The organism is Sphingobium herbicidovorans, assembly GCF_002080435.1.
Taxonomy (GTDB): Bacteria; Pseudomonadota; Alphaproteobacteria; order Sphingomonadales; family Sphingomonadaceae; genus Sphingobium; species Sphingobium herbicidovorans.
Genome location: NZ_CP020538.1, coordinates 493431 through 515307, shown reverse-complemented (window position 1 = coordinate 515307; position 21877 = coordinate 493431). Strand labels below are relative to the sequence as shown.

The following is a 21877-nucleotide window of genomic DNA, read 5'->3' as shown; positions in this document are numbered from 1 at the left end:
CATGTCAGCTAAGCGCCGCCTTCACCAGCCCACTGGCCTTGCTCATGTCGATCACCGACCCGTGCCGCTCCTTCAGCACAGCCATGACCTTGCCCATATCCTTGACGCTAGCCGCACCGACCTCAGCCTTGATGCCCTCGATCGCAGCGCGCGTCTCATCTTCGCTCAGCTGCTGTGGCAGGAAGCTCTCGATCACGCCCAGCTCGGCCTCTTCCTTCGCCGCCAGCTCGTCGCGTCCGCCATTCTTGAACATCTCGATCGATTCGCGCCGCTGCTTCACCATCTTCTGCAGCACCTCGACCACGACCGCGTCGTCATCCGGCACATTCGACGCCGTACGCAATTCGATATCCCGATCCTTCAGCTTCGCCAGGATCAAACGCACGGCGGCCAGGCGTTCCTTGTCCCCCGCCTTCATGGCTTCGACCTGGGCGCTCTTAACCTGCTCGCGAATCATGGCGATACGAATCCTGTTCTGTCGGAAAAGACCAGATATAACGCCAAAAGAGATTTTTTACAGTGGTTGACCGCGGGGCGTCACAAGCATAGGTGACCGGCCGTTTAACCCGCTGCAGACGGGTTCCCGCAAAAAGCATGAAGGACGCTACGACCATGGCTGATGCCAAGACCCTCACCGTGCCCAAAGGAGCGACAGGGGTATTGGTTTTCGCTGATGGCAGCGCGGTTTTCGGCCGCGGTTTCGGCGCGGTCGGCGAAGCGGTGGGCGAACTCTGCTTCAATACCGCCATGACCGGCTATCAGGAAGTGATGACCGACCCCAGCTATGCGGGCCAGATCGTCACCTTCACCTTCCCGCACATCGGCAATGTGGGCACGAACCTGGATGATGTCGAAGCGGACAACCCCTTCGCATTGGGCTGCGTCGTGCGGCAGGATGTGACGGAGCCCAGCAACTTCCGCAACGTCGAACCCTTCGACCAGTGGATGAAGGAAAATGGCCGCATCGGGCTGTCCGGCGTCGACACCCGCGCCCTCACCCGCATGATCCGCTTGAAGGGCGCACCCAACGTCGTCATCGCCCATGATCCGGAGGGCAATTTCGACCTCGCGGCGCTTGCGGAAAAAGCTGCCAGCTGGCCCGGCCTTGAAGGCATGGACCTTGCCATCGAAGTCACGGGCAAGGAAAGCCGCCTCTGGAAAGACGGCGTGTGGAAACTGGGCTTCGGCTACGGCAAGGATGAGGCGGCGGACGATCGCCCCCATGTCGTCGCCATCGACTATGGCGCGAAGAACAACATCTTCCGTAACCTTGTAAAGGCTGGCGCCCGCGTCACCGTGCTCCCCGCCACCGCCACATACGAGCAGGTGATGGAGCAGAAGCCCGACGGCGTCTTTCTCTCCAACGGTCCGGGCGATCCGGCCGCGACCGGCGAATATGCCGTGCCCGTGATCAAACAGGTGCTGGAAGCCGACAAGCCCGTCTTCGGCATCTGCCTCGGCCACCAGATGCTGGCGCTCGCCGCCGGAGCCAAGACCGTCAAGATGCATCAGGGCCATCGTGGCGCCAACCACCCGGTCAAGCGCCTGTCGGACGGTCTGGTCGAGATCACCTCAATGAACCACGGCTTTGCGGTGGACAGCGACACGCTGCCCGCCAATGTGAAGCCGACCCATGTGTCGCTCTTCGACGGTAGCAACTGCGGCATCGAACTGACGGACAAGAAAGCCTTCTCGGTCCAGTATCACCCCGAAGCCTCGCCCGGCCCGCAGGACAGCTTCTATCTGTTCCAGCGCTTCGTTGAGGGGCTTAAGTGAGCCTCAACCTGCCCCCGGTTGACGAAGCCCGCCTTGCCGCAGAGTGGGAGGCGGACAAGGAAGTCCTCGCCAATCTCGCGGCGAATGGCGACGTGGCGCGTTTGTCGCGCCCGGTCGATGTCAGCTTCAAGGGCAGCGAGAAGGATTTTGAGCGTGTCCTGACCATCGCCAGCCAGTTCGGTTTCGTTGAACTGGACCGCGAAGAGGATGAAGATGGCGACCTGTTCCTGTTCCTCGAATGCGAGCAGCCGGTCGATGAACAATCGATCCGCGCCCTGACGAAGAAGTGCCTCCAGATCGAAATCCTGTGCGGCGTCGAATATGACGGCTGGGGTTGCGAGGCTCGGGCGGGGGGCGTGCATTGAGCGGAGGGTTGGTCAGCTTTTTGGCGTCTCGATCGAAGCGCACCAATTTTCTATCAGTTGGCGTAACTTTGTGCGCCCTGATTGCAGCGATATGTGCTGCTCCCCTTGCCTTCGTAGAGGTATGGATTGCGGCGTGGTTGTTGGCGTTGATGACTATCCTAGTGCTCGGCACCTTTGGGATATGGGCATTTCATGCGGTCAAGAACCCTCGACTTTTGGATACAGAGCAGCATTTGGAGCAGATGGCTGCAATACCTTTATTGGGCAGCAATCAGATTAACGGTCCGCCGATTGTAAAACCCATAATCGGAGAGCCGACGGTCCAAAATCCGAACCTTCTGGAGAATAACGGAGATGCATGAGTATGCTTATGTTCTTTCGTTTGATCCTTTTAACCAGAATCCCAACGGGTCTCAGGTGGAGATTTTCATCAAATACCATCGGGATGTTAAAGCCTGGTATTTCCCCTTCCTAGGAACCTATTTTATTAAGAGCGACAAAACACTTGCAGAAATCACACCAGGATTTCGGCAATTTTTCGGCGAATCTCAATTCACTCTTACCTATGTCGTGTCCAATTTGATCGGCGGTTCTCTGCCAGAAAGCATTTGGACTTGGATCAACAGCGGGACCGCTGCAAAACTCGGTGATAATCGGTAATGCCAAAACGCACTGACATCTCCTCCATCCTTATCATCGGCGCTGGCCCGATCATCATCGGCCAGGCTTGCGAGTTCGACTATTCGGGCACGCAGGCGGTGAAGGCGCTCAAGGAAGAGGGCTATCGCATCATCCTGGTGAATTCCAACCCGGCCACCATCATGACCGACCCGGAATTTGCCGACGCGACCTATGTCGAGCCGATCACGCCCGAAATCGTGGCGAAGATCATCGAGAAGGAGCGCCCCGACGCGGTGCTGCCGACCATGGGCGGCCAGACCGCGCTCAACACCGCGCTCGCCCTGTTCAATGACGGCACGCTGGAAAAGTTCGGCGTCCAGATGATCGGCGCGGATGCCGAAGCCATCGACAAGGCGGAAGACCGGATCAAGTTTCGCGACGCCATGGACAAGATCGGGCTGGAATCCGCCCGCTCACGTATCGCGCACACCATGGAAGAGGCGCTGGAGGCGCTGGAGTTCACCGGCCTGCCCTCGATCATCCGTCCCAGCTTCACCATGGGCGGCACCGGCGGCGGCATTGCCTATAATCGCGAAGAGTTCGTGAATATCGTGCGCGGCGGTCTCGACGCTTCCCCGACTACCGAAGTGCTGATCGAGGAATCGCTGCTCGGTTGGAAAGAATATGAGATGGAGGTCGTGCGGGATCGCAACGACAATGCCATCATCATCTGCTCGATTGAAAATGTCGATCCGATGGGCGTCCATACCGGCGACTCCATCACCGTCGCGCCCGCGCTGACGCTGACCGACAAGGAATATCAGATCATGCGCAACGCGAGCATCGCGGTGCTGCGTGAAATTGGCGTGGAAACAGGCGGTTCGAATGTGCAATTCGCGGTCAATCCGAAGGACGGCCGCCTGATCGTCATCGAGATGAACCCGCGCGTTTCCCGTTCCTCGGCGCTTGCGTCGAAGGCGACCGGCTTCCCGATTGCCAAGGTCGCGGCAAAGCTCGCCGTCGGCTACACGCTCGATGAGATCGAGAATGACATTACCGGTGCGACCCCGGCCTCGTTCGAGCCGACCATCGACTATGTCGTGACCAAGATTCCCCGCTTCGCCTTCGAAAAGTTCAAGGGCGCCGAACCGCTGCTCGGCACCGCCATGAAGTCGGTGGGCGAAGTGATGGCGATCGGCCGTAACATCCATGAATCAATGCAGAAGGCGCTGCGTGGTCTGGAAACCGGCCTTTGTGGCTTCGACGAGGTCGCCCATTTGGTAGGGGCGCCCAAGGACGACATCGTCGCCGCGCTTGCCTCACCGACGCCCGACCGCCTGCTGGTCGCTGCCCAGGCCCTCCGCGAAGGCCTGACCGTCGCCGAGATTCACAATATCGCCAAGTTCGATCCCTGGTTCCTGGAGCGGATCAAGGAAATCATCGAGGCGGAAGCCGAAGTGCTGGCGAACGGTCTGCCGCAGGATGCCGACGACATGCGCCGGCTGAAGTCCATGGGCTTTTCCGACCAGCGCCTTGCTCATCTGGCGCTCAAGTCCGCCAATCTGCGCGGCATGGAGCGCGGCATCGCGCGCGGCTCGGGCCTGATCCATGAGGCCGTCAAGGCCATGACCGGCGGCGTCACCGAAGCGGAAGTGCGTGAGCTTCGCCACAAGCTAGGCGTGCGTCCGGTCTTCAAGCGCATCGACACCTGCGCCGCCGAGTTCGAGGCGAAGACGCCCTATATGTATTCGACCTACGAAACGCCGATCTTCGGCGAGGCGGAGAATGAGGCGCAGCCGAGTGACCGTAAGAAGGTCGTGATCCTTGGCGGCGGTCCCAACCGGATCGGGCAGGGGATCGAGTTCGACTATTGCTGCGTCCACGCCTGCTTCGCGCTCTCCGAAGCCGGGTACGAGACCATCATGGTCAACTGCAATCCGGAGACGGTGTCGACCGACTATGACACGTCCGACCGGCTTTATTTCGAGCCGCTGACCGCTGAGGATGTTCTGGAAATCCTGAGCGTCGAGATGTCTAACGGTACGCTGGCTGGCGTGATCGTCCAGTTTGGCGGGCAGACGCCGCTCAAGCTTGCGCAGGCGCTGGAAGATGCGGGCATTCCGATCCTGGGCACCTCGCCCGACGCGATCGATCTGGCCGAGGACCGGGAGCGTTTCGCCGCGCTGATCGACAAGCTGAAACTCAAGCAGCCGGCCAATGGCATCGCCCGCAGCCGTGAGGAGGCGATCGCGGTCGCTAACCGCATCGGTTATCCGGTGCTGATGCGCCCGTCTTACGTCCTTGGCGGCCGCGCCATGGAGATTGTCGATGGGCAGGCGCAGCTGGAAGAATATATCGCCACCGCCGTTCAGGTGTCGGGCGACTCGCCTGTGTTGATAGACCAATATCTTCGGGATGCGGTGGAGGTTGACGTCGACGCGCTGTGCGACGGCGAGGATGTCGTGGTGGCCGGCGTGCTCCAGCATATCGAGGAAGCCGGCGTTCATTCCGGTGACAGCGCCTGTTCCTTGCCTCCTTACAGCCTGTCGGACGCGGTTATAGCCGAAATTGAAAGGCAGACCGACGTTCTGGCCCGCGCCCTTAGCGTCCGGGGGCTTATGAACATCCAGTTCGCGGTCAAGGACGAGCTGGTGTATCTCATTGAGGTCAATCCGCGCGCCAGCCGCACCGTTCCCTTTGTCGCCAAGGCGATCGGCACGCCCATCGCCAAGATCGCCAGCCGCGTCATGGCGGGCGAGAAGCTGAAGGACCTGCCGAAGATCGACCGGAACGCGATCAATCATGTCGCGGTCAAGGAAGCCGTGTTCCCCTTTTCCCGCTTCCCCGGCGTCGATCCTGTGCTTTCGCCTGAAATGAAAAGCACGGGCGAAGTCATGGGAATCGATAGCGATTTTGCGACAGCCTTTGCCAAGGCGCAACTTGGCGCGGGGACGGTACTGCCCAGCAGCGGAACGGCCTTTATCTCGGTGAAGGACGGCGACAAGCCCGTAGTTCTGCCTGCGGTGCGCAAGCTCGATGCTATGGGCTTCTCCATTATCGCGACCGGCGGCACGGCGCGTTATCTCGAAGAAAACGGCATAAAGGTCGAGACGGTGAACAAGGTGGCGCAAGGCCGCCCGCACATCGTCGATCTTATTACGGACGGCGCGGTGGACCTGATCGTCAACACGACCGAAGGCTGGCAATCGCTGAAGGATAGCAAGGCGATCCGTACCAGCGCACTGCGGGCCAAGGTGGCGAGTTTCACCACGGCGGCGGCCAGCGTTGCGGCAGCGGACGCGATCGAGGCTCTGCGCGGCCACGCCCTTGAAGTGCGGTCGTTGCAGTCCTATTATCCAATGCCGCAAGCCTGACCCCCTGCATCAGGAACCATGCTGCGGGCGGCCTCAATAGCGGGGCCGCCAAAGGGAAGTTTTGACAAAGGATCTGCGATAAAATGGCGACCGTCGAAAAGATGCCGATGCTGCAGATGGGCTATGACAAGCTCAACGAGCAGCTCCGCGAACTGAAGGCAGAGCGGCCTTTGATCGTGGACGCCATCGAAGAAGCGCGTGCCCATGGCGACCTGTCTGAAAATGCCGAATATCATGCGGCCAAAGAACGGCAGGGTCAGGTAGAAGCGACCATTGCGGATCTGGAAGATAAATTGTCGCGTGCCCAGATCATCGATCCCAAAACCCTTTCGGGAGATAAGGTCGTTTTCGGGGCTACGGTCATGTTGCTCGACGAGGATGAAAAACCCGTCAAATATCAGATCGTTGGTCAGGCGGAAGCCGATGCAAAGCTGGGTATGATCAGCTATAATAGCCCATTGGGGCGCGCCCTTATCGGCCGTCAGGTCGGCGAAGAGGTGGAGGTGTCGGTGCCTTCGGGCGACAAATTCTACCTCATCAACCAGATCGATTTTATCTAGCCTGCGGTGAAGATTCCCTCCGGCCGGATGACGAACGCAATCGCGGCGATCACTTTCGCCGCGTTTCTGCTGTTGTCATTCACCGGACAGGTGGACAATGCCGCCATTCTCGGAGGGTTCATACCAGCGCGCGTTGAGGATCCCGGGCTGTTCGCGGGGGTTCTGGCGGTGCCGGTTTGGCTGACGCCGCTCAGTTGCACACTCATCCATGCAGGCTGGCTGCACATCGGCTTTAATCTTCTGATGCTGGTCTTTTGCGGACGCCAGATTGAACAGGTGTTGCAGAAAGGCGCGGTGTTAGTTCTTTACATCGCGGGAGCCTATGGCGCGGCTTTGCTGCAGTGGGCGATCGAACCCGCGTCTCCCAATCCAATGGTCGGGGCGAGCGGTGCTATATCGGCGATTCTGGCGACCTACGCGCTACTTTATGGGCAGCGCGCGGTGAAGCGGATCGGTCCTTTCTCCGCCAATTTTCTGCGCGTGATATGGTTGGCGGCGGGATGGATCATTCTTCAGCTGATGATCGGCCTTGCTTCGGCCCGCGGAGGCTTGGGCGATCTTGGCCAGATCGCAATTGCCGCGCATATCGGCGGCTTTCTGATAGGGCTCGTGCTGACCCGGCCCTTGCTTCGCTGGCGCTTCGGCAAGGGTCCGAAGCCTGTTTCGTGAGCGTTATGCCTTGGGCAATTCAGGCTCAAGCAGTCGGTGCAGGTGGACGATGACATAGCGCATTTCCGCGTCGTCCACGGTCCGCTGTGCAGCGCCGCGCCATGCGTTTTCTGCTGACGCATAGTCGGGAAACACACCGACAAGCTCGATTGAGTTCAGATCTTCAAAGTCCAGCGTCTGGGGATTTTTGACGCGCCCCCCATCACGAGGTGGAGTTTGCTCATGATATCGTTCTTCTCCCATGGAAGGAGAGGCCACTCTAGCAGTGGGCACACTCCTGTCCAATGGTTCCGCGATGGGGAAAGGCTGCGTTTTTCGCCGAGACGGTTAGCGTTTCGGCAATCGCGCCTTCAGGGCGTCGCTGACCGAATCAATCTTGCTGGCTACGAGTGAAACAAGGTCGTCGGCTACCCGTGACGCCGTTCCTGTGATGTCAACGGAAGCTGCTGCGTCACGGGCCGAAGCAGCAGTCCGGGTGGCGCCTTCCTGCGCATGGTGTAGGGCGTTTCCAGCAGTTGACCGGACATTTTCGGCTCCCTGAGCCGCGGCGGCTTGTGCTGCCATGGCGGCTTCCACGACGCGAGTGCCTGCGGCCGCTGCGATGCCCGGGAGAGCTTTCATCGCCCTGCGGCTCTTGGGGAACAGCCAGGCCACCACGGCACCGGCGGCTACCGCGCCCGCTACGGCTACGATAGGATGTTCCTGCACAATCTCATTCGCTCGCGCAGCAACGCGCTGCGTTCGATCACGGACGTCGCTATAGGCGTCGCCAGCGCGATCGCGGCTTGTCTGGATCAGGTCGGCAGCGCTGTCGCGTGCTTTGCCAGTAGTGTCCCGGAACTTGTCAGAGGCGGTCTCGGCAATATCGTTTGCGGCATCGCGCACGCGAGTAATCTGGGCATGAATGTCAGCCATCGTTTGTCTCCGCTTTGTCGGGGTTACGATTGGTAATCCGAACGTATGTGCGTTTGAAAAGTGCCGAAAGCGGACGGCGAAACAGATATATCGTCAATGCTGCGGCCGCCGCGCCGACCGCCGCAGGCTGCTCCTGCGCCTTTTTCGTCACATAGGCGCGGCCATTCGAAAAGCCGTCCACCATTTTGTCTTTCATGTCCTGCTTTAGCCTGGCGGGCGCGATGCGTGCTTTTGCAGCATGGGCGCTGGACATAAACTGGGCCTTCTTCTCTTCGGCCCGCGCCTCGGCCTGGCGATATTGCTCTACCGCCTTCATGACTTAATGGCTTTCCGCATCTGAGAGATCCGTCCCTTGGCAAGCAAGAATAATATGATCGCAGCGAGAAGGGAGGAGCCGAATATCGCGACCGCAGACCAGCCCGCGCCCAGATGGGGCGTGAGCAACAGCACCAGTCCGACCAGAAAAGCGATCAGGCCAGCGAAGGCCAGCAAGAACCCGGCAGTGGCGAAGATCGCCGCGGCCCGGACGCCTGCTCCTGCAATAGCGGCGCGCAGCTTCTGGCGTTCAATCTCCGCACCGGCATAGGCGCGGCCATCAGCATAGAGTCTGTTGAACGCCTCGCGAACATTATCCTGCTGCTGCTGCTGCTCGGGTCCCTGCGGCTCCGCTGTCAGGCTTGGCTCATCCGTCAAAAAAACCTCCGCCCCGCTATGGATATATATTTCTGGTTGGCGGAGACGATCATGCCTTGTCGTCTGATCCCTTGGCCAGGCGCATAAGTACGAAACCGACCACCGCTGCGGCGCCAATCGCTACGGCGGGACTTTTGCGAACGAAATCGCGCGCTTCGGTCATCAGCTGATCGACATCCTTGCTGTCCAGAGTGTCGGCGGCCCCCGCCACTGCTTCTGCTGCCTGCCGCGCATAATCGCCATATTGCGGGCCCAGTTTGGCATCTACGGTGCCCGCAGTGTCAGTGATCAGCTTTGCCAGGCTCTGCATCGCCGTTCCGGTCTTGTCCTTGGCGACGATGGCGGCCGACTTTGCGGTCTGCGTCGCCTGATCCTTCAGCGGATCGATGTGGGTCTTCCAATCGACGCTATTGAGCTTGTCCGCCGCGCTCTTCGCGGCCTTCTCCGCCTGCGCCTTCAGCGGCGCAATCTGCGCGGTCCAGCCATGCGAAGCTGCCCCGTTGCCGGTTTTGGGCGTGGAAGCGCTCCGCGTCGGTGCTGCCTTGACCGGCTTTGCCGGTGGCTTGGCAACAGCAGAGGTCGTGACAGGCTTGGCTTTGGCCGGCTTGGTGGTTGCTGCCTTCCTGGTGCGCTTTACGGGCGGGGTTTCCGGAGTGTCAGCCATCGTCCTATGTCTCCTCAATATCGTGGGGTCGCGATGCGGGCGAATGGGTATCCGTCCTCAATGCACGCGGCGGGCCACAGTTCCGTTGCCGTTACTAATTTGACCATCGGCATTTTTCGCATCCATGCAAGCCCCGCATTGCCAATCCGGGAGGTGCTGGCTAAGCGGAGCCGGAATTGAGGCGCATTGCAGCATTTCCAGGGAGCGACCATGACCGCCATTCTTGATATCCACGCTCGTCAGATCCTTGACAGCCGTGGGAACCCCACCGTCGAAGTCGATGTCATGCTGGAAGATGGCAGTTTTGGGCGCGCAGCCGTCCCATCGGGCGCATCGACTGGCGCCTATGAGGCGGTCGAAAAACGCGACGGCGACAAAAGCAAGTACCTCGGCAAGGGCGTCCTGGCTGCCGTCGCCGCAGTCAATGACGAGATTGCCGAGCAGTTGATCGGCCTGGACGCGGAGGATCAGGCAGAAGTCGATGCCGCGATGATCTCGCTCGACGGCACCGAGAACAAGAGCCGCCTGGGTGCGAACGCAATTCTGGGCGTCAGTCTCGCCACCGCCAAGGCGGCGGCGGACGCGCGGGGCCTGCCGCTGTACCGCTATGTTGGCGGCGTGTCGGCTCATGTGTTGCCGGTGCCTATGATGAACATCATCAACGGCGGCGAGCATGCCGACAATCCGATCGATTTCCAGGAATTCATGATCATGCCGGTCGGCGCGGAAAGCCTGGCCGATGCGGTGCGGGTGGGCGCGGAAATCTTCCACACGCTCAAGAAGGGCCTGCATGAAAAGGGCCTTGCCACATCGGTTGGCGACGAAGGCGGCTTTGCCCCGAACATCGCATCGACGCGCGATGCGCTCGATTTCATCATGCTGTCGGTCGAGAAGGCTGGCTATAAGCCTGGTGACGATGTCGTGCTGGCGCTGGACTGCGCGGCCACCGAATTCTTCAGGAATGGCAAGTATGAGATTTCAGGCGAAGGCCTGTCGCTGAACCCCGTCGAAATGGCCGACTATCTGGCCGCGCTGTGCGCCGACTATCCGATCAAGTCGATCGAGGATGGCATGAGCGAGGATGATTTCGAAGGCTGGAAGGCGCTGACGGACAAGATCGGCGGTAAGGTGCAGCTGGTGGGCGATGACCTTTTCGTCACCAACCCCAAGCGGCTTGAAATGGGTATCGGCAAGGGCCTGGCCAACTCCCTGTTGGTCAAGGTTAATCAGATCGGGTCGCTGACTGAGACGTTGGCCGCGGTCGATATGGCCCATCGCGCGCGTTACACTGCGGTCATGTCGCATCGTTCGGGTGAAACCGAGGACGCGACCATCGCCGATCTTGCCGTCGCCACCAATTGCGGCCAGATCAAGACCGGATCGCTCGCGCGTTCGGATCGGCTTGCAAAGTACAACCAGCTGATCCGTATCGAAGAAGAACTGGGCGATGTCGCGGTTTACGCCGGCCGCTCTATCTTCCGCTAAGGGTTAATTCGCCGCCCGGCCGCAAGTTAGCCAGATTTCTCTTGCGGCCGGCTTCGGCCTGTGATTCAACTGCTTCATGGCGCACATCGCTAAGCTTCGCACATTGTTGTTTTCGGCCTTCGGCCCGGCGATCGCTGTGCTTCTGCTTCTTTTCTTTGCCGGCTATGTGGTGCTCGGTTCCAATGGCGTCCTTGCCTGGGGTGATTACTCGCGCCAGCTTCATGGCGCCAAGGGGGAATTGAAGTCCGTCCAGACCCAGCGCAATGAGCTCCGCAACCGCGTGGACCTGCTCAATCCGCGTCGCGTTGACCCTGATCTGAGTGATGAGCTGATCCGGCGCCAGCTCGGCGTAATCCATCACGACGAAGTGATCGTTCCCCTGAACTGACCGCGCTGTTCAAAGCGGCTATTGCGCGGGTTGCGGCGTTGCATTTTGGCCGACTCTGCCGCTATATCGGGCTTCCTTCCATCCATATCCAGGCAAAAGGATAAGAAGCCTTGGCGAAACCAACGACGCCGCGTCCGTCGCGTGCAAAGGCAAAGGCGCAAAGCCCTGCCAGCGCGGACCACAACCGGCCTCGCCCCGAAGCACCGAGCGATTACAAGGCGACCAAGGAAGAATTGCTGGAATTCTATCGGCAAATGGTCCTCATCCGCCGCTTTGAGGAAAAGGCGGGGCAGCTTTATGGCCTCGGCCTGATCGGCGGCTTTTGTCATCTCTATATCGGCCAGGAAGCGGTTGCCGTGGGCATCCAGTCGGCGCTCAAGCCCGGCAAGGACAGCGTTATCACCGGCTATCGCGACCACGGCCACATGCTTGCCTATGGCATAGATCCGAATGTCATCATGGCTGAGCTGACCGGTCGCGAGGCGGGCATTTCGAAGGGCAAGGGCGGCTCGATGCACATGTTCAGCGTCGAGCATAAGTTTTTCGGCGGTCACGGGATCGTCGGCGCTCAGGTATCACTCGGCGCGGGCTTGGGTTTCGCGCACAAATATAAGGGCGATGGGGGCGTGTGCGTTGCCTATTTCGGCGACGGCGCGGCCAATCAGGGCCAGGTCTATGAAAGCTTCAACATGGCTGAGCTATGGAAGCTGCCGATCATCTTCGTGATCGAAAACAATCAATACGCCATGGGCACCAGCGTTAATCGCTCGTCAGCCGAGGATCAGCTTTATCGCCGCGGCGAAAGTTTCCGTATCCCCGGCATCCAGGTCAATGGCATGGACGTCCTTGCGGTGCGCGGCGCGACTGAGGAAGCGCTTAAATGGGTGCAGGGTGGCAATGGCCCCATTCTTCTGGAAATGAAGACCTATCGCTACCGCGGCCACTCCATGTCCGACCCCGCGAAATACCGTTCGCGCGAGGAAGTGCAGGCCATGCGCGAAAAATCCGACCCGATCGAGGGTGCGAAGAAGTATCTGATGGACGCAGGCGTCAGCGAGGATGAACTCAAAAAGGTTGATCAGGACATTCGCAAGATCGTGAGCGACGCGGCCGACTTCGCCGAAACATCGCCGGAGCCGGAAATGTCCGAACTCTATACCGACGTGCTGGTGGAGCAATATTGATGGGTATCGAAATCAAGATGCCAGCGCTCTCCCCGACGATGGAGGAAGGCACGCTGGCCAAATGGCTTGTGAAGGAAGGCGACGAAGTGCGCTCGGGCGATATTCTCGCCGAGATCGAGACTGATAAGGCGACGATGGAATTTGAAGCGGTCGATGAAGGCAAGATCGGCGCGATCGTCATTCCCGAGGGCACCGAAGGCGTGAAAGTCGGCACGGTCATCGCGACAATGGCTGGCGAGGGCGGCGATGCCGCTAAGCCTGCGCCGAGGGCGAAGGAAAACGCGCCTGCCGCCAAGGCGGAGGCGGCCGCTGAGGCGCCGAAGAAGGCGGTCAGCGGAACGGCCAAGCTGGATACGGACGTAAAGGCCAGCGTGGCTGACCCTGATGTTCCCGAAGGCGCCGAATATGTAAAAACGACGGTGCGTGAAGCGCTGCGCGATGCCATGGCCGAAGAAATGCGCCGCGATGAGCGGGTATTCGTCATGGGTGAGGAAGTGGCTGAATATCAGGGCGCTTACAAGGTGACCCAAGGCCTTCTCGATGAGTTTGGCGATAAGCGCGTCATCGACACGCCGATCACCGAATATGGCTTTGCCGGTATTGGCGCTGGCGCCGCGATGGGCGGCCTTCGCCCGGTCATCGAGTTCATGACGTTCAACTTCGCCATGCAGGCGATTGACCACATCATCAACTCGGCGGCCAAGACCAACTATATGTCGGGCGGCCAGATGCGCTGTCCCATAGTGTTCCGTGGCCCCAATGGCGCGGCGAGCCGCGTCGGGGCCCAGCACAGCCAGAATTATGGACCTTGGTATGCGGCTGTTCCGGGCCTTATCGTCATCGCGCCCTATGATGCGGCCGATGCGAAGGGTTTGCTGAAGGCCGCCATCCGGTCAGAAGACCCGGTCGTTTTCCTGGAGAATGAGCTGGTCTACGGCCGGAGCTTCGACGTGCCGAAGGTGGATGACTATGTCCTGCCGATCGGCAAGGCCCGTGTAATGCGCGCGGGCAAGGATGTGACGCTGGTCAGTTATTCGATCGGTGTCGGCATCGCGCTGGAAGCGGCGGAAACGCTGGCGGGCGAGGGCATAGATGCGGAGGTCATCGATCTGCGCACGTTGCGACCGCTGGACACCGCGACCGTGTTGGAGAGCCTCAAGAAGACCAATCGCCTCGTCGTGGTCGAGGAAGGTTGGCCGGTTTGCTCGATCGCGTCGGAAATCGCCGCCGTGGTGATGGAGCAGGGTTTCGACGACCTGGATGCGCCAGTTTTGCGCGTGACCAACGAGGATGTGCCGCTGCCCTATGCCGCGAACCTTGAAAAGGCGGCGCTTATCGACGCGGCGCGTGTCGTCGCTGCGGCGAAGAAGGTTTGCTATCGTTGACCATATAGTTGGGGAGGGCCGAACTGGCTCTCCCTTCCTGCTACGCGCCTGAGTTCAGGTGCAGGTCGATGGCGTCACATTCTCGGTATTGTAAACCTGTGTGATGTCTCGACTATCGCGGACGTTATAGGCCGAAAACTCCGTAATGTCGTGTAGCGGCAGCGTGATAATGGGCATCAGTCGTTTGTAGGTGTAGTGGATTTCCACCACCATCACCGCCGTCCCCGCCGCTGCAGTAACCTCATGATCCTCCGGTCCCATGCCGACGAAACTGGTGCCCGTGGCGCCTGTACCCTCTGGTCCGTAAGCGGACTGATAAGCGCCCCCTCCAAAGCATCGCTGCCATTTTATCGTCTGCCCGCCATCTTCATTTCGCTGCAGGCTGGAAAGGACGATCTTGCCCTTTTGACTGAGATTCAGATTGGCTGCTTGCAGATCCGCGCCGATGAAAACGTCGTTGATCTCCGCCTCGCTAACCGGCTTGTTGTTAATGGCGCTTTGAGCACCCATCCGGGACGCGTTGTCCGATACCATGACCGCGAGTTCGCCGACTCTCTTCACGGTCAGGGCATAGTTGGTGAGTTCCAGGCCAGATGTGGCGAAGATCAGCAGAATGGGGAAAGCCATCGCGAACTCGGTCAAGGCGATGCCGCTCTGGCACCGCAGAAGATCACGCCGCGAGGGAATGGATCTGGTGATCGCCTGTCGGATGCCTGAGGTTTGAGACCTGTTCATTGATGGATCCTCAATCGCAATGGCCAATCAAGGCTTCCGCCTGCTTATCGAAAGGCTGATTGCGTAAAATGGTGTGTGCGGTGACGCTGACCTGCTGGCTCCAGCCCAACAGTGACGCCATCGGGAAAAGGCGATCATATTCCAGCGTCGCGGAATAGATTGTGACGTCCTTTGCGCCGCCTTGGCCGGCTACGCCCGAATCGGTATCGCGTACGCCGTTGGCGTTGGCGTCGTCGAAGCTTTCATTGTTGTTGCAGATGTTGTCGCCGTTGGAGTCGATAAAGGCCTCTGCCCTGGACTGGGCGCGGCCGTAGGATTTGAAGGCCAGGCGATCAAAGTGGAGTGTCCCGCCACCAACCAGTCGTTTCACCGCCGTCTCGACCGAGTTGTCCAGCAATGCGCGGTTGGCCTGGGTAGCCGTTTCGAGAGCTGACGCCCGCCCTGCAGCCTGTATTTCTCCGCTTAATATGGCGCGGGCGTAGAGATAATAGCCGGTGTCGAACAGGAACATCAGCATGAGCACGAGGATGGGCGCGACGAAGGCGAACTCCACCAATGTTGCGCCGCGAGCATCCTGGGCGAGAGATCGAGCTTGCCCGGTGAAGCGAGACCTAGCGGTAGCGCGTCTCATCGTGTCACCCGCAACTGGGCGATCTGCGATGCGATCTGGGAGAAAGTGGCCGTCAGCTGATCGGCGTTATCGGCCTGATAAGCGCGACCGGGGGACGCACAGCCCGACAAAAGAGGGCTGAGTTCCGTACCGAAGGCGATCACCCATACCGTGATGTTCTTTTGATTTTTGGCTACATTGCACAGCTGGGTCAGCCGCGTTTCAGTAAGTGCATTCTGTTCTTCATCGGTCGGCACACGATTGGTGGGGGTACGTCGCCGCGTCATGGCTGATAAGCCCCAAGCATCATATGCTCCGATGCGCGTGTCAGTCTGGCCGTCGGTCATGAATATCAGGTTACGGGCGTACCGGCCCGATGATTCGGCGGCTGCGTGTTCCGCTGCAAACAGACCCTCGCGGGACATCAGGCGCAGACCCCACAACATGCCGATGTCGTGATAGGTGAAGCCCGCTGGCGTGAGGCTGTCAAGATATGCGTTAAGCGTAGTGGCGTCTATTTCCGACAGTTTACGGGCAGCGGTTGGGCAAGCGCCGGATTGCCACAAATCTACTGACGGCGTGTAGAAGTTGGTGGTATCGTTGAGGTTGAAGTCGCGCGTCTTGGTTTCAAGGGGCGATCCACTGAACGCCCATCTATTGAGCCACGCTGTAGGGTATCTTTGCCCCTCTGGTGCCGGCTTCTGATATCCTGTCGTCGTCTGGTCACGGCCATAGACGAGGCGGGGCAGATATGGCTTCCATTGGGTTTCGGGCCGCGTGGGATCCGGAACCAGATCGACATCCATGTCATAGCCGCTTCCGCGTTCCTCGATGCAGCCGTTGGATGCGTTCCACGTGATCGTGCGCTCTCTGGGATGACCGCTTGCGCTTGCGTTCTCAACTGGCGCCTTGAAGCTGTTACCCTTGACGTTTCCGTTGCTGTCTGTGACTTTCAGAGCGGAAATGTCATAGGAAATTGGCCTGTAAATCCAATGGTAATGCGTGGTTGTGGTCGTGGTTTCCGTTTCAGGGATCGGCTGTCCGGCGTTGGGATTTTGGCTGATCGTTTCCGTCCGCTCCTCGACCAGATTGTTGTAGACGGTTGACTTGATTGTGCATACGCCGCCCGAGAGGCTGGCCGAATAGGTTGTCCCGTGCCGTGTGCGTGTGTGGACGCGAGAACGCGGCAGCGCGCTTGAGTTCGGATTCCAGGATGTCTGGACCGTCTTATCTGACAGGGTCTTGGCTGGCGCGACGCAGTTTTCCGGTTCCCCGTAGTAAGGCGTGCCGGGGCCGTACGAACCGCTGGTCGTTTGCCAATTAGTCCAACTCTTGAGCGTTTCGGGTTCAAACCCGCCGCCCGATTTCTTGGTCGTGATTTGGGTGGACGTGCCGTCGGCCTCCCGCGAGTCGTAGATGGGGTTGTCCTGAAGCCATGCTGGTTTCAGCAGCGTTCCAACATTTACGGTTCCCGAATAGGGAACGAAGCCATAGCGAATATGCGAGCCAGCGGGCCGGACATTTTCCAGCTCTGTATAGAAGCTGCTCACGGCACTGCGCAGCACCTCGATTCGGCTTTGGGAATCGCCGGTGTTGATTTCATTCATGGACAAGGTCGTATCCAGAACGAACATCACGTCGGTATTCGGTAATTGAAGATCGGCGGTACAGGTCGCCGTTACCGTTTTGTCCGGCATCTGAAAAAGCGACATCAGCGTCATCGGAACGACCACCGTCGCGTTGCCGGTGACGGCGCCCGTCTCGCTGGCCGAATAGACGACCGCGCCGGACTTTGTCCCATATTTGTTGGCGGGGAAGTTAACGGTGAAAAAGCGGTTGGCGGTGTCCTCTGAGCTTCCGTTATCCTGCCCCGTTGTCCAGGTGAGACCCGTCATGGCGCGTCGCCCGGCAAGCGCGCCAGCGTCGCATGCCTGTTGCAGCCGCGTCTTGGTCAGGTAGATGCGGCTGATATCCACGCCGCCGCCAATCAGCGCGGCCAGAGGGAAGATGGCAGCCGCCACGATCGCCAGCGTATTGCCAGCCTGATTGTGATAGAGCCGCATCAAAATGAACAGCGCGCGCTTGATCCTGTCGCCCATTTTTGCTTTCACCCATGCTTGTCCCGACCCCCCTTGCAGGCAGGGCAACCGACTGCTCCTTAAGGGGCAGGTGTTAGGATCAATATTCGGGGGATAGTTAAAATGACGATAATCTATACCGGGCGATATACAGCCTGTGGCTGAGGCATTGGCCGACGAACCGTCCGCCCTGGCGGCGCTGCTGAGCGCCTATGCGGGCGATGACATGGCGCGCCATCGGCTGCTGTGGACGCTGGACGCACGTTTTGCCCGGCTCGCGGCCACGACGAGCGAACCCATGATCGGCCAGATCCGCCTCGCCTGGTGGCAGGAAGCGTTGAGCGATGAGGCGGGGGCCAAGGGCAGGGGGGAACCGCTGATCGACGGCCTGCGTACGCTGGGCGCGTTACCGCCTGCCGGGCTGTCGGCATGGCTCGATGGCTGGGAGGCGATGGTGGGAGATGTCGACCTTGACGGCTATGCCAATGGCCGCGGCGGTGGATTGTTCCATGCGCTTGCGGGGGAAAGCGACGTGTCACCCTGGTTGACGCAGGCTGGCGCGGCATGGGCGCTGTGGGACTTGTCCGGGCATGTGGCCGACCCGTCTCTCGCGGCTGATGCGATCGGCCTTGCGCGGGAAAAGATGCCCTCCTTCTCTCAACCCTGGCCTGCCGCCTGGCGGCCTGTGCGCATCGCTTATGGCTTGGCGCGGCAGGACATTTTAAAGGGCCGGGTGGCGCCTAAACGCTTGACGCCGGGACTTTATCTTCGGCTATTGCGCGTGGCGCTGACCACGCGTTGAAGGGGGATTTTGTGGGACGGATCATGGCAGGCGCCGGCGCAACATTGCTGCTGGTCGCGGCAAGCCTTTTCTGGTGGCAGGGGCGCGCGGCCAATGGTCCCGCGCCTGAGGCCGTGATAGCGCCTCCGCCGCCTCCCGCCAACGATGCGTTGCCGGAGGGCGATCCAGATGCCGTTGGAAAGCCGCTGCCCCGTCCCGGTGAGGCAAGCCCGCAAAGCCGCGAACAGAAGCGCTTTGCTCGATACGATCGCGACCGGGATGGCGTGATTACGCGGATCGAGATGATGGGCAGCCGGGTCAAGGCTTTCAAGAAGCTCGATAAGGATGGTGACAATCTGCTGTCGTTCGAGGAATGGGCGGTTGCGACATCCGACCGCTTCGCGCAGGCGGATGCGAATGGCGATGGCAAGCTGACCCCGGCGGAGTTCGCCAGTACCGCCCCCAAGCGCAGTCCCAAGCCGCGCTGTAAATGCTGATGGTTCAGGCGGGCTGGAGTTCGCCCAGCCAAAGGCCCAGGGCCGCGCGCGCGCGCGACGTCATCGCTTCCTTGCGCTGTTTTTTCTTCACATCGTCTATCGGCGGGAACAGGCCGAAATTGACGTTCATTGGCTGATAGTCGGCTGTTTCGACGTTGCCGATGACATGGCCTAGCAGCGCGCCCAACGCAGTTTCGCCAGGCGGGGGAGCCAGTTGCTGCCCCAATATTTCTGCCGCGGCGAAACGGCCCGCGAGCAGTCCGATCGCCGCGCTTTCGACATAGCCTTCGCAGCCGGTCATTTGGCCGGCGAAACGTATATGGGGGGCGTTCTTCAACCGGAGCGTGGCGTCAAGGAGCTTGGGGCTTTGAATGAACGTGTTGCGGTGAAGGCCGCCGAGCCGGGCGAACTCGGCATTTTCCAGACCGGGGATCGTGCGGAACAGATCGACCTGCGCGCCATGTTTCAGCTTCGTCTGGAAGCCGACCATGTTCCACAGCGTGCCGGACGCATTGTCCTGACGCAGTTGGACGACAGCGTAGGGCCAGCGGCCGGTGCGGGGGTCATCCAGACCCATCGGCTTCATCGGACCATGGCGCAGGGTTTCAGGCCCCCGGGACGCCATCACCTCAATCGGCATGCAGCCTTCAAAATAGGGGGTGTTCTTTTCCCACTCCTTGAATTCGGTCTTGTCGCCGTCGAGCAGTCCCTGGACAAAGGCCTGATACTGATCCCTGGTCATCGGGCAATTGATGTAATCCGTACCCTCTCCGCCACCGGGGCCGATCTTGTCCCAGCGATTGGCCATCCAGCATTTGTCCATGTCGATGCTGTCGAAATGGACGACGGGCGCGATGGCGTCGAAGAAGGCGAGGTGGTCCATGCCTGCTGCCTGACCGATACTGGCGGCCAGCGCGGGTGCGGTGAGCGGGCCGGTGGCGACGATCGTCATGCCTTCGGCCGGAAGGGTGTCGATCCGTTCGCGGACGACCTTTACATTTGGATGGTCGCAAAGCGTGCGGGTGACGCCTTCTGAAAAGATGTGCCGATCAACCGCCAGCGCGGATCCTGCCGGGACTTTGGCCGGTTCAGCCTGCGCCATGATGAGGGAGCCGAGGCGGCGCATTTCCTGGTGGAGCAGGCCGACGGCGTTCTTGTCGGGATCATCGGAACGAAAGCTGTTCGAGCAAACCAGTTCGGCGAGGCCATCGGTCTGATGCGCCGGAGTCATGTCGCCTGAGCCGCGCATTTCGGAGAGACGGACTTTGATGCCCGCCTCCGCCAGTTGCCAGGCGGCTTCGGAGCCGGCGAGACCGCCGCCGATTATGTGGACCTGGTGATTTGTCACTGTCGTTCCGAACTCAAGAATGAAATATAGGGAAGAACGCGATTTTTCGCGTCCTTTCCTATTTTAAGTTTCGTTATGAAATGCTGTTGGCGGCCGACAGTACGGCCTGAACCGATGCGGTCGCGATATCGGTGTCGGTGCCGATGCCAAAGACCGTGCGACCGTCAGGCGTGCGGCATTCGACATAGGCCGCCGCAGCGACGTCCGTGCCGACGCCGATTGCATGCTCGCTGTAATCAGCCACTTCCAGATCGACGCCAAGGTCATCGCGCAACGCAGCCAGCACCGAGGAGATCAGCCCGTTGCCGCGTCCGGAAATGGAGCGCTCGCCGCCCTTGTGCGCGATCTTGCCGGTGAAGATGCGGTCGCCCGCATGGCCGCTCTCATTATAGTCGATGAGCCTGTAGGGCTGGTCGCCGGACAGGCGGTAATGATCCTCGAACGCGGCCCAGATGTCGGCGGCGTTGAGTTCGCGGCTGCTCTGGTCCGCCAGCGCCTGCACGACGCGGGAGAAGTCGGCCTGCATCCGCTTGGGCAGCTTCAGCCCCTTGTCCTGTTGCAGCACCCAGGCGACGCCGCCCTTGCCCGATTGCGAATTGACGCGGATCACCGCTTCATAATCGCGGCCCAGATCCTTCGGGTCGATGGGCAGATAGGGCACGTCCCAGATCTGGTCGTTGCGGACTTCCTGCGCCGCAAAACCCTTTTTGATCGCGTCCTGATGCGAGCCGGAAAAGGCGGTGAACACCAGTTCGCCCGCATAGGGATGGCGCGGGTGGACGGGCAGCTGGTTGCAATATTCGACGGTCTGGATGACCTCATCGATGTCGGAGAAATCCAGCCCCGGATTGATGCCCTGCGTGTACATGTTGAGCGCGACGGTCACCAGATCGCAGTTGCCGGTCCGCTCGCCATTGCCGAACAGGCAGCCTTCGATGCGGTCCGCGCCCGCCATCAGGCCCAGTTCCGCCGCGGCGACGCCGGTGCCCCGGTCGTTATGGGTGTGCAGCGAGATGACGACGCTGTCGCGGCGCGAGATGTTGCGGCACATCCATTCGATCTGGTCGGCATAGATGTTGGGCGTCGCGGCCTCTACCGTGGCGGGCAGGTTCAGGATCAGCGGCTTTTCCGGCGTCGGCTGGAGGATTTCCATCACCGCTTCACAGCATTCCAGGCTGAAATCCAGTTCGGCCGTGGAGAAGGTTTCCGGCGAATATTCGAAATGCCAGTCGGTGTCGGGCTGCTTTGCCGCATTGTCGCGCAGCAGCTTGGCCGCGTTGATCGCGATTTCCTTGATCTGCGGGCGATCCATCTGGAACACGATATTGCGCCAGGCGGGCGACACGGCGTTGTAAACGTGAACGATGGCCTTCTTCGCGCCGCGCAGGCTTTCGAAGGTTGTGGCGATCAGGTCTTCACGCGCCTGCGTCAGCACTTGCGGGAATACATCGTCGGGGATCGCGCCGTCGCGCACCAGCCCGGCGATGAAGTCGAAATCGGTCGCGCCCGAGGCGGGAAAGCCGACCTCGATCTCCTTGACGCCAACCTTGAGCAGCAGGTCGAAGAAGCGGCGCTTCTTTTCGGCGTTCATGGGATCGATCAGCGACTGGTTGCCGTCTCGCAGGTCGGTTGACAGCCAACGCGGCGGCGAGGTGATGACGGCGCCGGGCCATTGGCGGTTGGGCAGATCCACCTGCGGGAAGGCGCGATATTTCTGCGAAGGGTCGGTCAGCATCATGGGAAGCTACT

General features: G+C 60.3%; 23 protein-coding genes and 1 pseudogene. 13 read left to right on the top strand and 11 right to left on the bottom strand.

The annotated features are described in order from the left end of the window. Window positions 1–4: 4 nt before the first annotated feature. Window positions 5–457 carry a GatB/YqeY domain-containing protein gene (locus B6S01_RS02465; protein ID WP_037463098.1) on the bottom strand — a complete coding sequence of 151 codons (453 nt, stop codon included), beginning with the start codon at window positions 455–457 and terminating at the stop codon, window positions 5–7. 155 nt (window positions 458–612) lie between these two features. Here B6S01_RS02465 and carA point away from each other — a divergent pair, with 155 nt between their 5' ends. From carA to B6S01_RS02430, 7 genes are all read left to right on the top strand, one after another. Then, window positions 613–1776, top strand: coding sequence for a glutamine-hydrolyzing carbamoyl-phosphate synthase small subunit (carA, locus tag B6S01_RS02460; RefSeq protein WP_037463193.1), 1164 nt, complete (start codon window positions 613–615; stop codon window positions 1774–1776). Then, entirely contained in the window at window positions 1773–2141 is a 369-nt protein-coding gene (locus tag B6S01_RS02455; protein WP_037463097.1) for a ribonuclease E inhibitor RraB, read from the top strand. Before carA ends, B6S01_RS02455 begins: the two co-directional genes overlap by 4 nt. 140 nt (window positions 2142–2281) lie before the next feature. Next, complete coding sequence (locus B6S01_RS02450) at window positions 2282–2503, top strand: hypothetical protein (RefSeq protein WP_231567929.1); 222 nt, start codon at window positions 2282–2284, stop codon at window positions 2501–2503. Further along, the gene (locus B6S01_RS02445) at window positions 2496–2801 is read left to right on the top strand and encodes a hypothetical protein (RefSeq protein ID WP_037463095.1); all 306 of its coding nucleotides are present in this window, start codon (window positions 2496–2498) and stop codon (window positions 2799–2801) included. Before B6S01_RS02450 ends, B6S01_RS02445 begins: the two co-directional genes overlap by 8 nt. Then, entirely contained in the window at window positions 2801–6136 is a 3336-nt protein-coding gene (gene carB, locus B6S01_RS02440; protein WP_037463093.1) for a carbamoyl-phosphate synthase large subunit, read from the top strand. Before B6S01_RS02445 ends, carB begins: the two co-directional genes overlap by 1 nt. An 83-nt stretch (window positions 6137–6219) precedes the next feature. Then, a complete protein-coding gene (greA, locus tag B6S01_RS02435; protein ID WP_037463092.1) occupies window positions 6220–6696 on the top strand; it encodes a transcription elongation factor GreA in 477 nt (158 codons plus the stop codon). 27 nt (window positions 6697–6723) lie between these two features. Next, window positions 6724–7365, top strand: a complete 642-nt coding sequence (locus B6S01_RS02430) for a rhomboid family intramembrane serine protease (RefSeq protein WP_037463090.1) — start codon at window positions 6724–6726, stop codon at window positions 7363–7365. A 3-nt stretch (window positions 7366–7368) separates the two neighbouring features. Here B6S01_RS02430 and B6S01_RS02425 read toward each other — a convergent pair. The 5 genes and pseudogenes from B6S01_RS02425 to B6S01_RS02405 all read right to left on the bottom strand — a co-directional run bounded on the left by B6S01_RS02425 (window position 7369) and on the right by B6S01_RS02405 (window position 9637). Then, window positions 7369–7589: pseudogene (locus B6S01_RS02425) on the bottom strand (DUF4170 domain-containing protein). A 103-nt stretch (window positions 7590–7692) separates the two neighbouring features. Continuing rightward, complete coding sequence (locus tag B6S01_RS02420) at window positions 7693–8280, bottom strand: DUF883 family protein (RefSeq protein ID WP_037463088.1); 588 nt, start codon at window positions 8278–8280, stop codon at window positions 7693–7695. Beyond that, the gene (locus tag B6S01_RS02415; RefSeq protein WP_037463087.1) at window positions 8273–8596 is read right to left on the bottom strand and encodes a hypothetical protein; all 324 of its coding nucleotides are present in this window, start codon (window positions 8594–8596) and stop codon (window positions 8273–8275) included. Before B6S01_RS02415 ends, B6S01_RS02420 begins: the two co-directional genes overlap by 8 nt. Continuing rightward, on the bottom strand, window positions 8593–8973 hold the full coding sequence (locus B6S01_RS02410; protein WP_037463085.1) for a hypothetical protein: 381 nt from the start codon (window positions 8971–8973) through the stop codon (window positions 8593–8595). Before B6S01_RS02410 ends, B6S01_RS02415 begins: the two co-directional genes overlap by 4 nt. Before the next feature lie 49 nt (window positions 8974–9022). After that, window positions 9023–9637: a hypothetical protein gene (locus B6S01_RS02405; RefSeq protein ID WP_037463083.1), complete on the bottom strand. Its 615-nt coding sequence runs from the start codon at window positions 9635–9637 to the stop codon at window positions 9023–9025. A 210-nt stretch (window positions 9638–9847) separates the two neighbouring features. Between B6S01_RS02405 and eno the strand changes: the two genes are divergently transcribed. The 4 genes from eno (at window position 9848) to B6S01_RS02385 (ending at window position 14079) form a co-directional block, all read left to right on the top strand. Then, complete coding sequence (eno, locus tag B6S01_RS02400; RefSeq protein WP_037463082.1) at window positions 9848–11122, top strand: phosphopyruvate hydratase; 1275 nt, start codon at window positions 9848–9850, stop codon at window positions 11120–11122. Between the two features lie 76 nt (window positions 11123–11198). Beyond that, window positions 11199–11510: an FtsB family cell division protein gene (locus tag B6S01_RS02395; RefSeq protein ID WP_037463081.1), complete on the top strand. Its 312-nt coding sequence runs from the start codon at window positions 11199–11201 to the stop codon at window positions 11508–11510. Between the two features lie 110 nt (window positions 11511–11620). Continuing rightward, window positions 11621–12694 carry a pyruvate dehydrogenase (acetyl-transferring) E1 component subunit alpha gene (gene pdhA, locus B6S01_RS02390; protein ID WP_037463079.1) on the top strand — a complete coding sequence of 358 codons (1074 nt, stop codon included), beginning with the start codon at window positions 11621–11623 and terminating at the stop codon, window positions 12692–12694. Then, window positions 12694–14079 carry a pyruvate dehydrogenase complex E1 component subunit beta gene (locus tag B6S01_RS02385; protein ID WP_037463078.1) on the top strand — a complete coding sequence of 462 codons (1386 nt, stop codon included), beginning with the start codon at window positions 12694–12696 and terminating at the stop codon, window positions 14077–14079. The genes pdhA and B6S01_RS02385 overlap by 1 nt, the downstream gene beginning before the upstream one ends. Window positions 14080–14133: 54 nt before the next feature. Here the strand turns inward: B6S01_RS02385 and B6S01_RS02380 are convergent, their stop codons facing one another. From B6S01_RS02380 to B6S01_RS02370, 3 genes are all read right to left on the bottom strand, one after another. Further along, complete coding sequence (locus B6S01_RS02380) at window positions 14134–14841, bottom strand: TadE/TadG family type IV pilus assembly protein (RefSeq protein WP_231567928.1); 708 nt, start codon at window positions 14839–14841, stop codon at window positions 14134–14136. Further along, window positions 14825–15367, bottom strand: coding sequence for a TadE/TadG family type IV pilus assembly protein (locus tag B6S01_RS02375; protein WP_234810783.1), 543 nt, complete (start codon window positions 15365–15367; stop codon window positions 14825–14827). The genes B6S01_RS02380 and B6S01_RS02375 overlap by 17 nt, the downstream gene beginning before the upstream one ends. Window positions 15368–15441: 74 nt before the next feature. Then, a complete protein-coding gene (locus B6S01_RS02370) occupies window positions 15442–17523 on the bottom strand; it encodes a TadE/TadG family type IV pilus assembly protein (RefSeq protein ID WP_037463076.1) in 2082 nt (693 codons plus the stop codon). 136 nt (window positions 17524–17659) lie between these two features. On the opposite strand from B6S01_RS02370, the gene B6S01_RS02365 reads away from it, so the two are divergent. Beyond that, the gene (locus B6S01_RS02365) at window positions 17660–18304 is read left to right on the top strand and encodes a hypothetical protein (protein ID WP_407695225.1); all 645 of its coding nucleotides are present in this window, start codon (window positions 17660–17662) and stop codon (window positions 18302–18304) included. 11 nt (window positions 18305–18315) lie between these two features. After that, window positions 18316–18780 carry an EF-hand domain-containing protein gene (locus B6S01_RS02360; RefSeq protein WP_037463186.1) on the top strand — a complete coding sequence of 155 codons (465 nt, stop codon included), beginning with the start codon at window positions 18316–18318 and terminating at the stop codon, window positions 18778–18780. 4 nt (window positions 18781–18784) lie between these two features. Here the strand turns inward: B6S01_RS02360 and trmFO are convergent, their stop codons facing one another. After that, window positions 18785–20128, bottom strand: a complete 1344-nt coding sequence (trmFO, locus tag B6S01_RS02355) for a methylenetetrahydrofolate--tRNA-(uracil(54)-C(5))-methyltransferase (FADH(2)-oxidizing) TrmFO (protein WP_037463075.1) — start codon at window positions 20126–20128, stop codon at window positions 18785–18787. Between the two features lie 73 nt (window positions 20129–20201). After that, entirely contained in the window at window positions 20202–21866 is a 1665-nt protein-coding gene (leuA, locus tag B6S01_RS02350) for a 2-isopropylmalate synthase (protein WP_037463074.1), read from the bottom strand. Window positions 21867–21877: the final 11 nt, after the last annotated feature.

Bases quoted from the DNA above. Each gene is read 5' to 3' on its own strand.
- B6S01_RS02465 (WP_037463098.1), bottom strand. From the start codon at position 457: ATGATTCGCGAGCAGGTTAAGAGCGCCCAGGTCGAAGCCATGAAGGCG.
- carA (WP_037463193.1), top strand. From the start codon at position 613: ATGGCTGATGCCAAGACCCTCACCGTGCCCAAAGGAGCGACAGGGGTA.
- B6S01_RS02445 (WP_037463095.1), top strand. From the start codon at position 2,496: ATGCATGAGTATGCTTATGTTCTTTCGTTTGATCCTTTTAACCAGAAT.
- carB (WP_037463093.1), top strand. From the start codon at position 2,801: ATGCCAAAACGCACTGACATCTCCTCCATCCTTATCATCGGCGCTGGC.
- greA (WP_037463092.1), top strand. From the start codon at position 6,220: ATGGCGACCGTCGAAAAGATGCCGATGCTGCAGATGGGCTATGACAAG.
- B6S01_RS02430 (WP_037463090.1), top strand. From the start codon at position 6,724: ATGACGAACGCAATCGCGGCGATCACTTTCGCCGCGTTTCTGCTGTTG.
- B6S01_RS02420 (WP_037463088.1), bottom strand. From the start codon at position 8,280: ATGGCTGACATTCATGCCCAGATTACTCGCGTGCGCGATGCCGCAAAC.
- B6S01_RS02415 (WP_037463087.1), bottom strand. From the start codon at position 8,596: ATGAAGGCGGTAGAGCAATATCGCCAGGCCGAGGCGCGGGCCGAAGAG.
- B6S01_RS02405 (WP_037463083.1), bottom strand. From the start codon at position 9,637: ATGGCTGACACTCCGGAAACCCCGCCCGTAAAGCGCACCAGGAAGGCA.
- eno (WP_037463082.1), top strand. From the start codon at position 9,848: ATGACCGCCATTCTTGATATCCACGCTCGTCAGATCCTTGACAGCCGT.
- B6S01_RS02395 (WP_037463081.1), top strand. From the start codon at position 11,199: ATGGCGCACATCGCTAAGCTTCGCACATTGTTGTTTTCGGCCTTCGGC.
- B6S01_RS02385 (WP_037463078.1), top strand. From the start codon at position 12,694: ATGGGTATCGAAATCAAGATGCCAGCGCTCTCCCCGACGATGGAGGAA.
- B6S01_RS02370 (WP_037463076.1), bottom strand. From the start codon at position 17,523: ATGGGCGACAGGATCAAGCGCGCGCTGTTCATTTTGATGCGGCTCTAT.
- leuA (WP_037463074.1), bottom strand. From the start codon at position 21,866: ATGATGCTGACCGACCCTTCGCAGAAATATCGCGCCTTCCCGCAGGTG.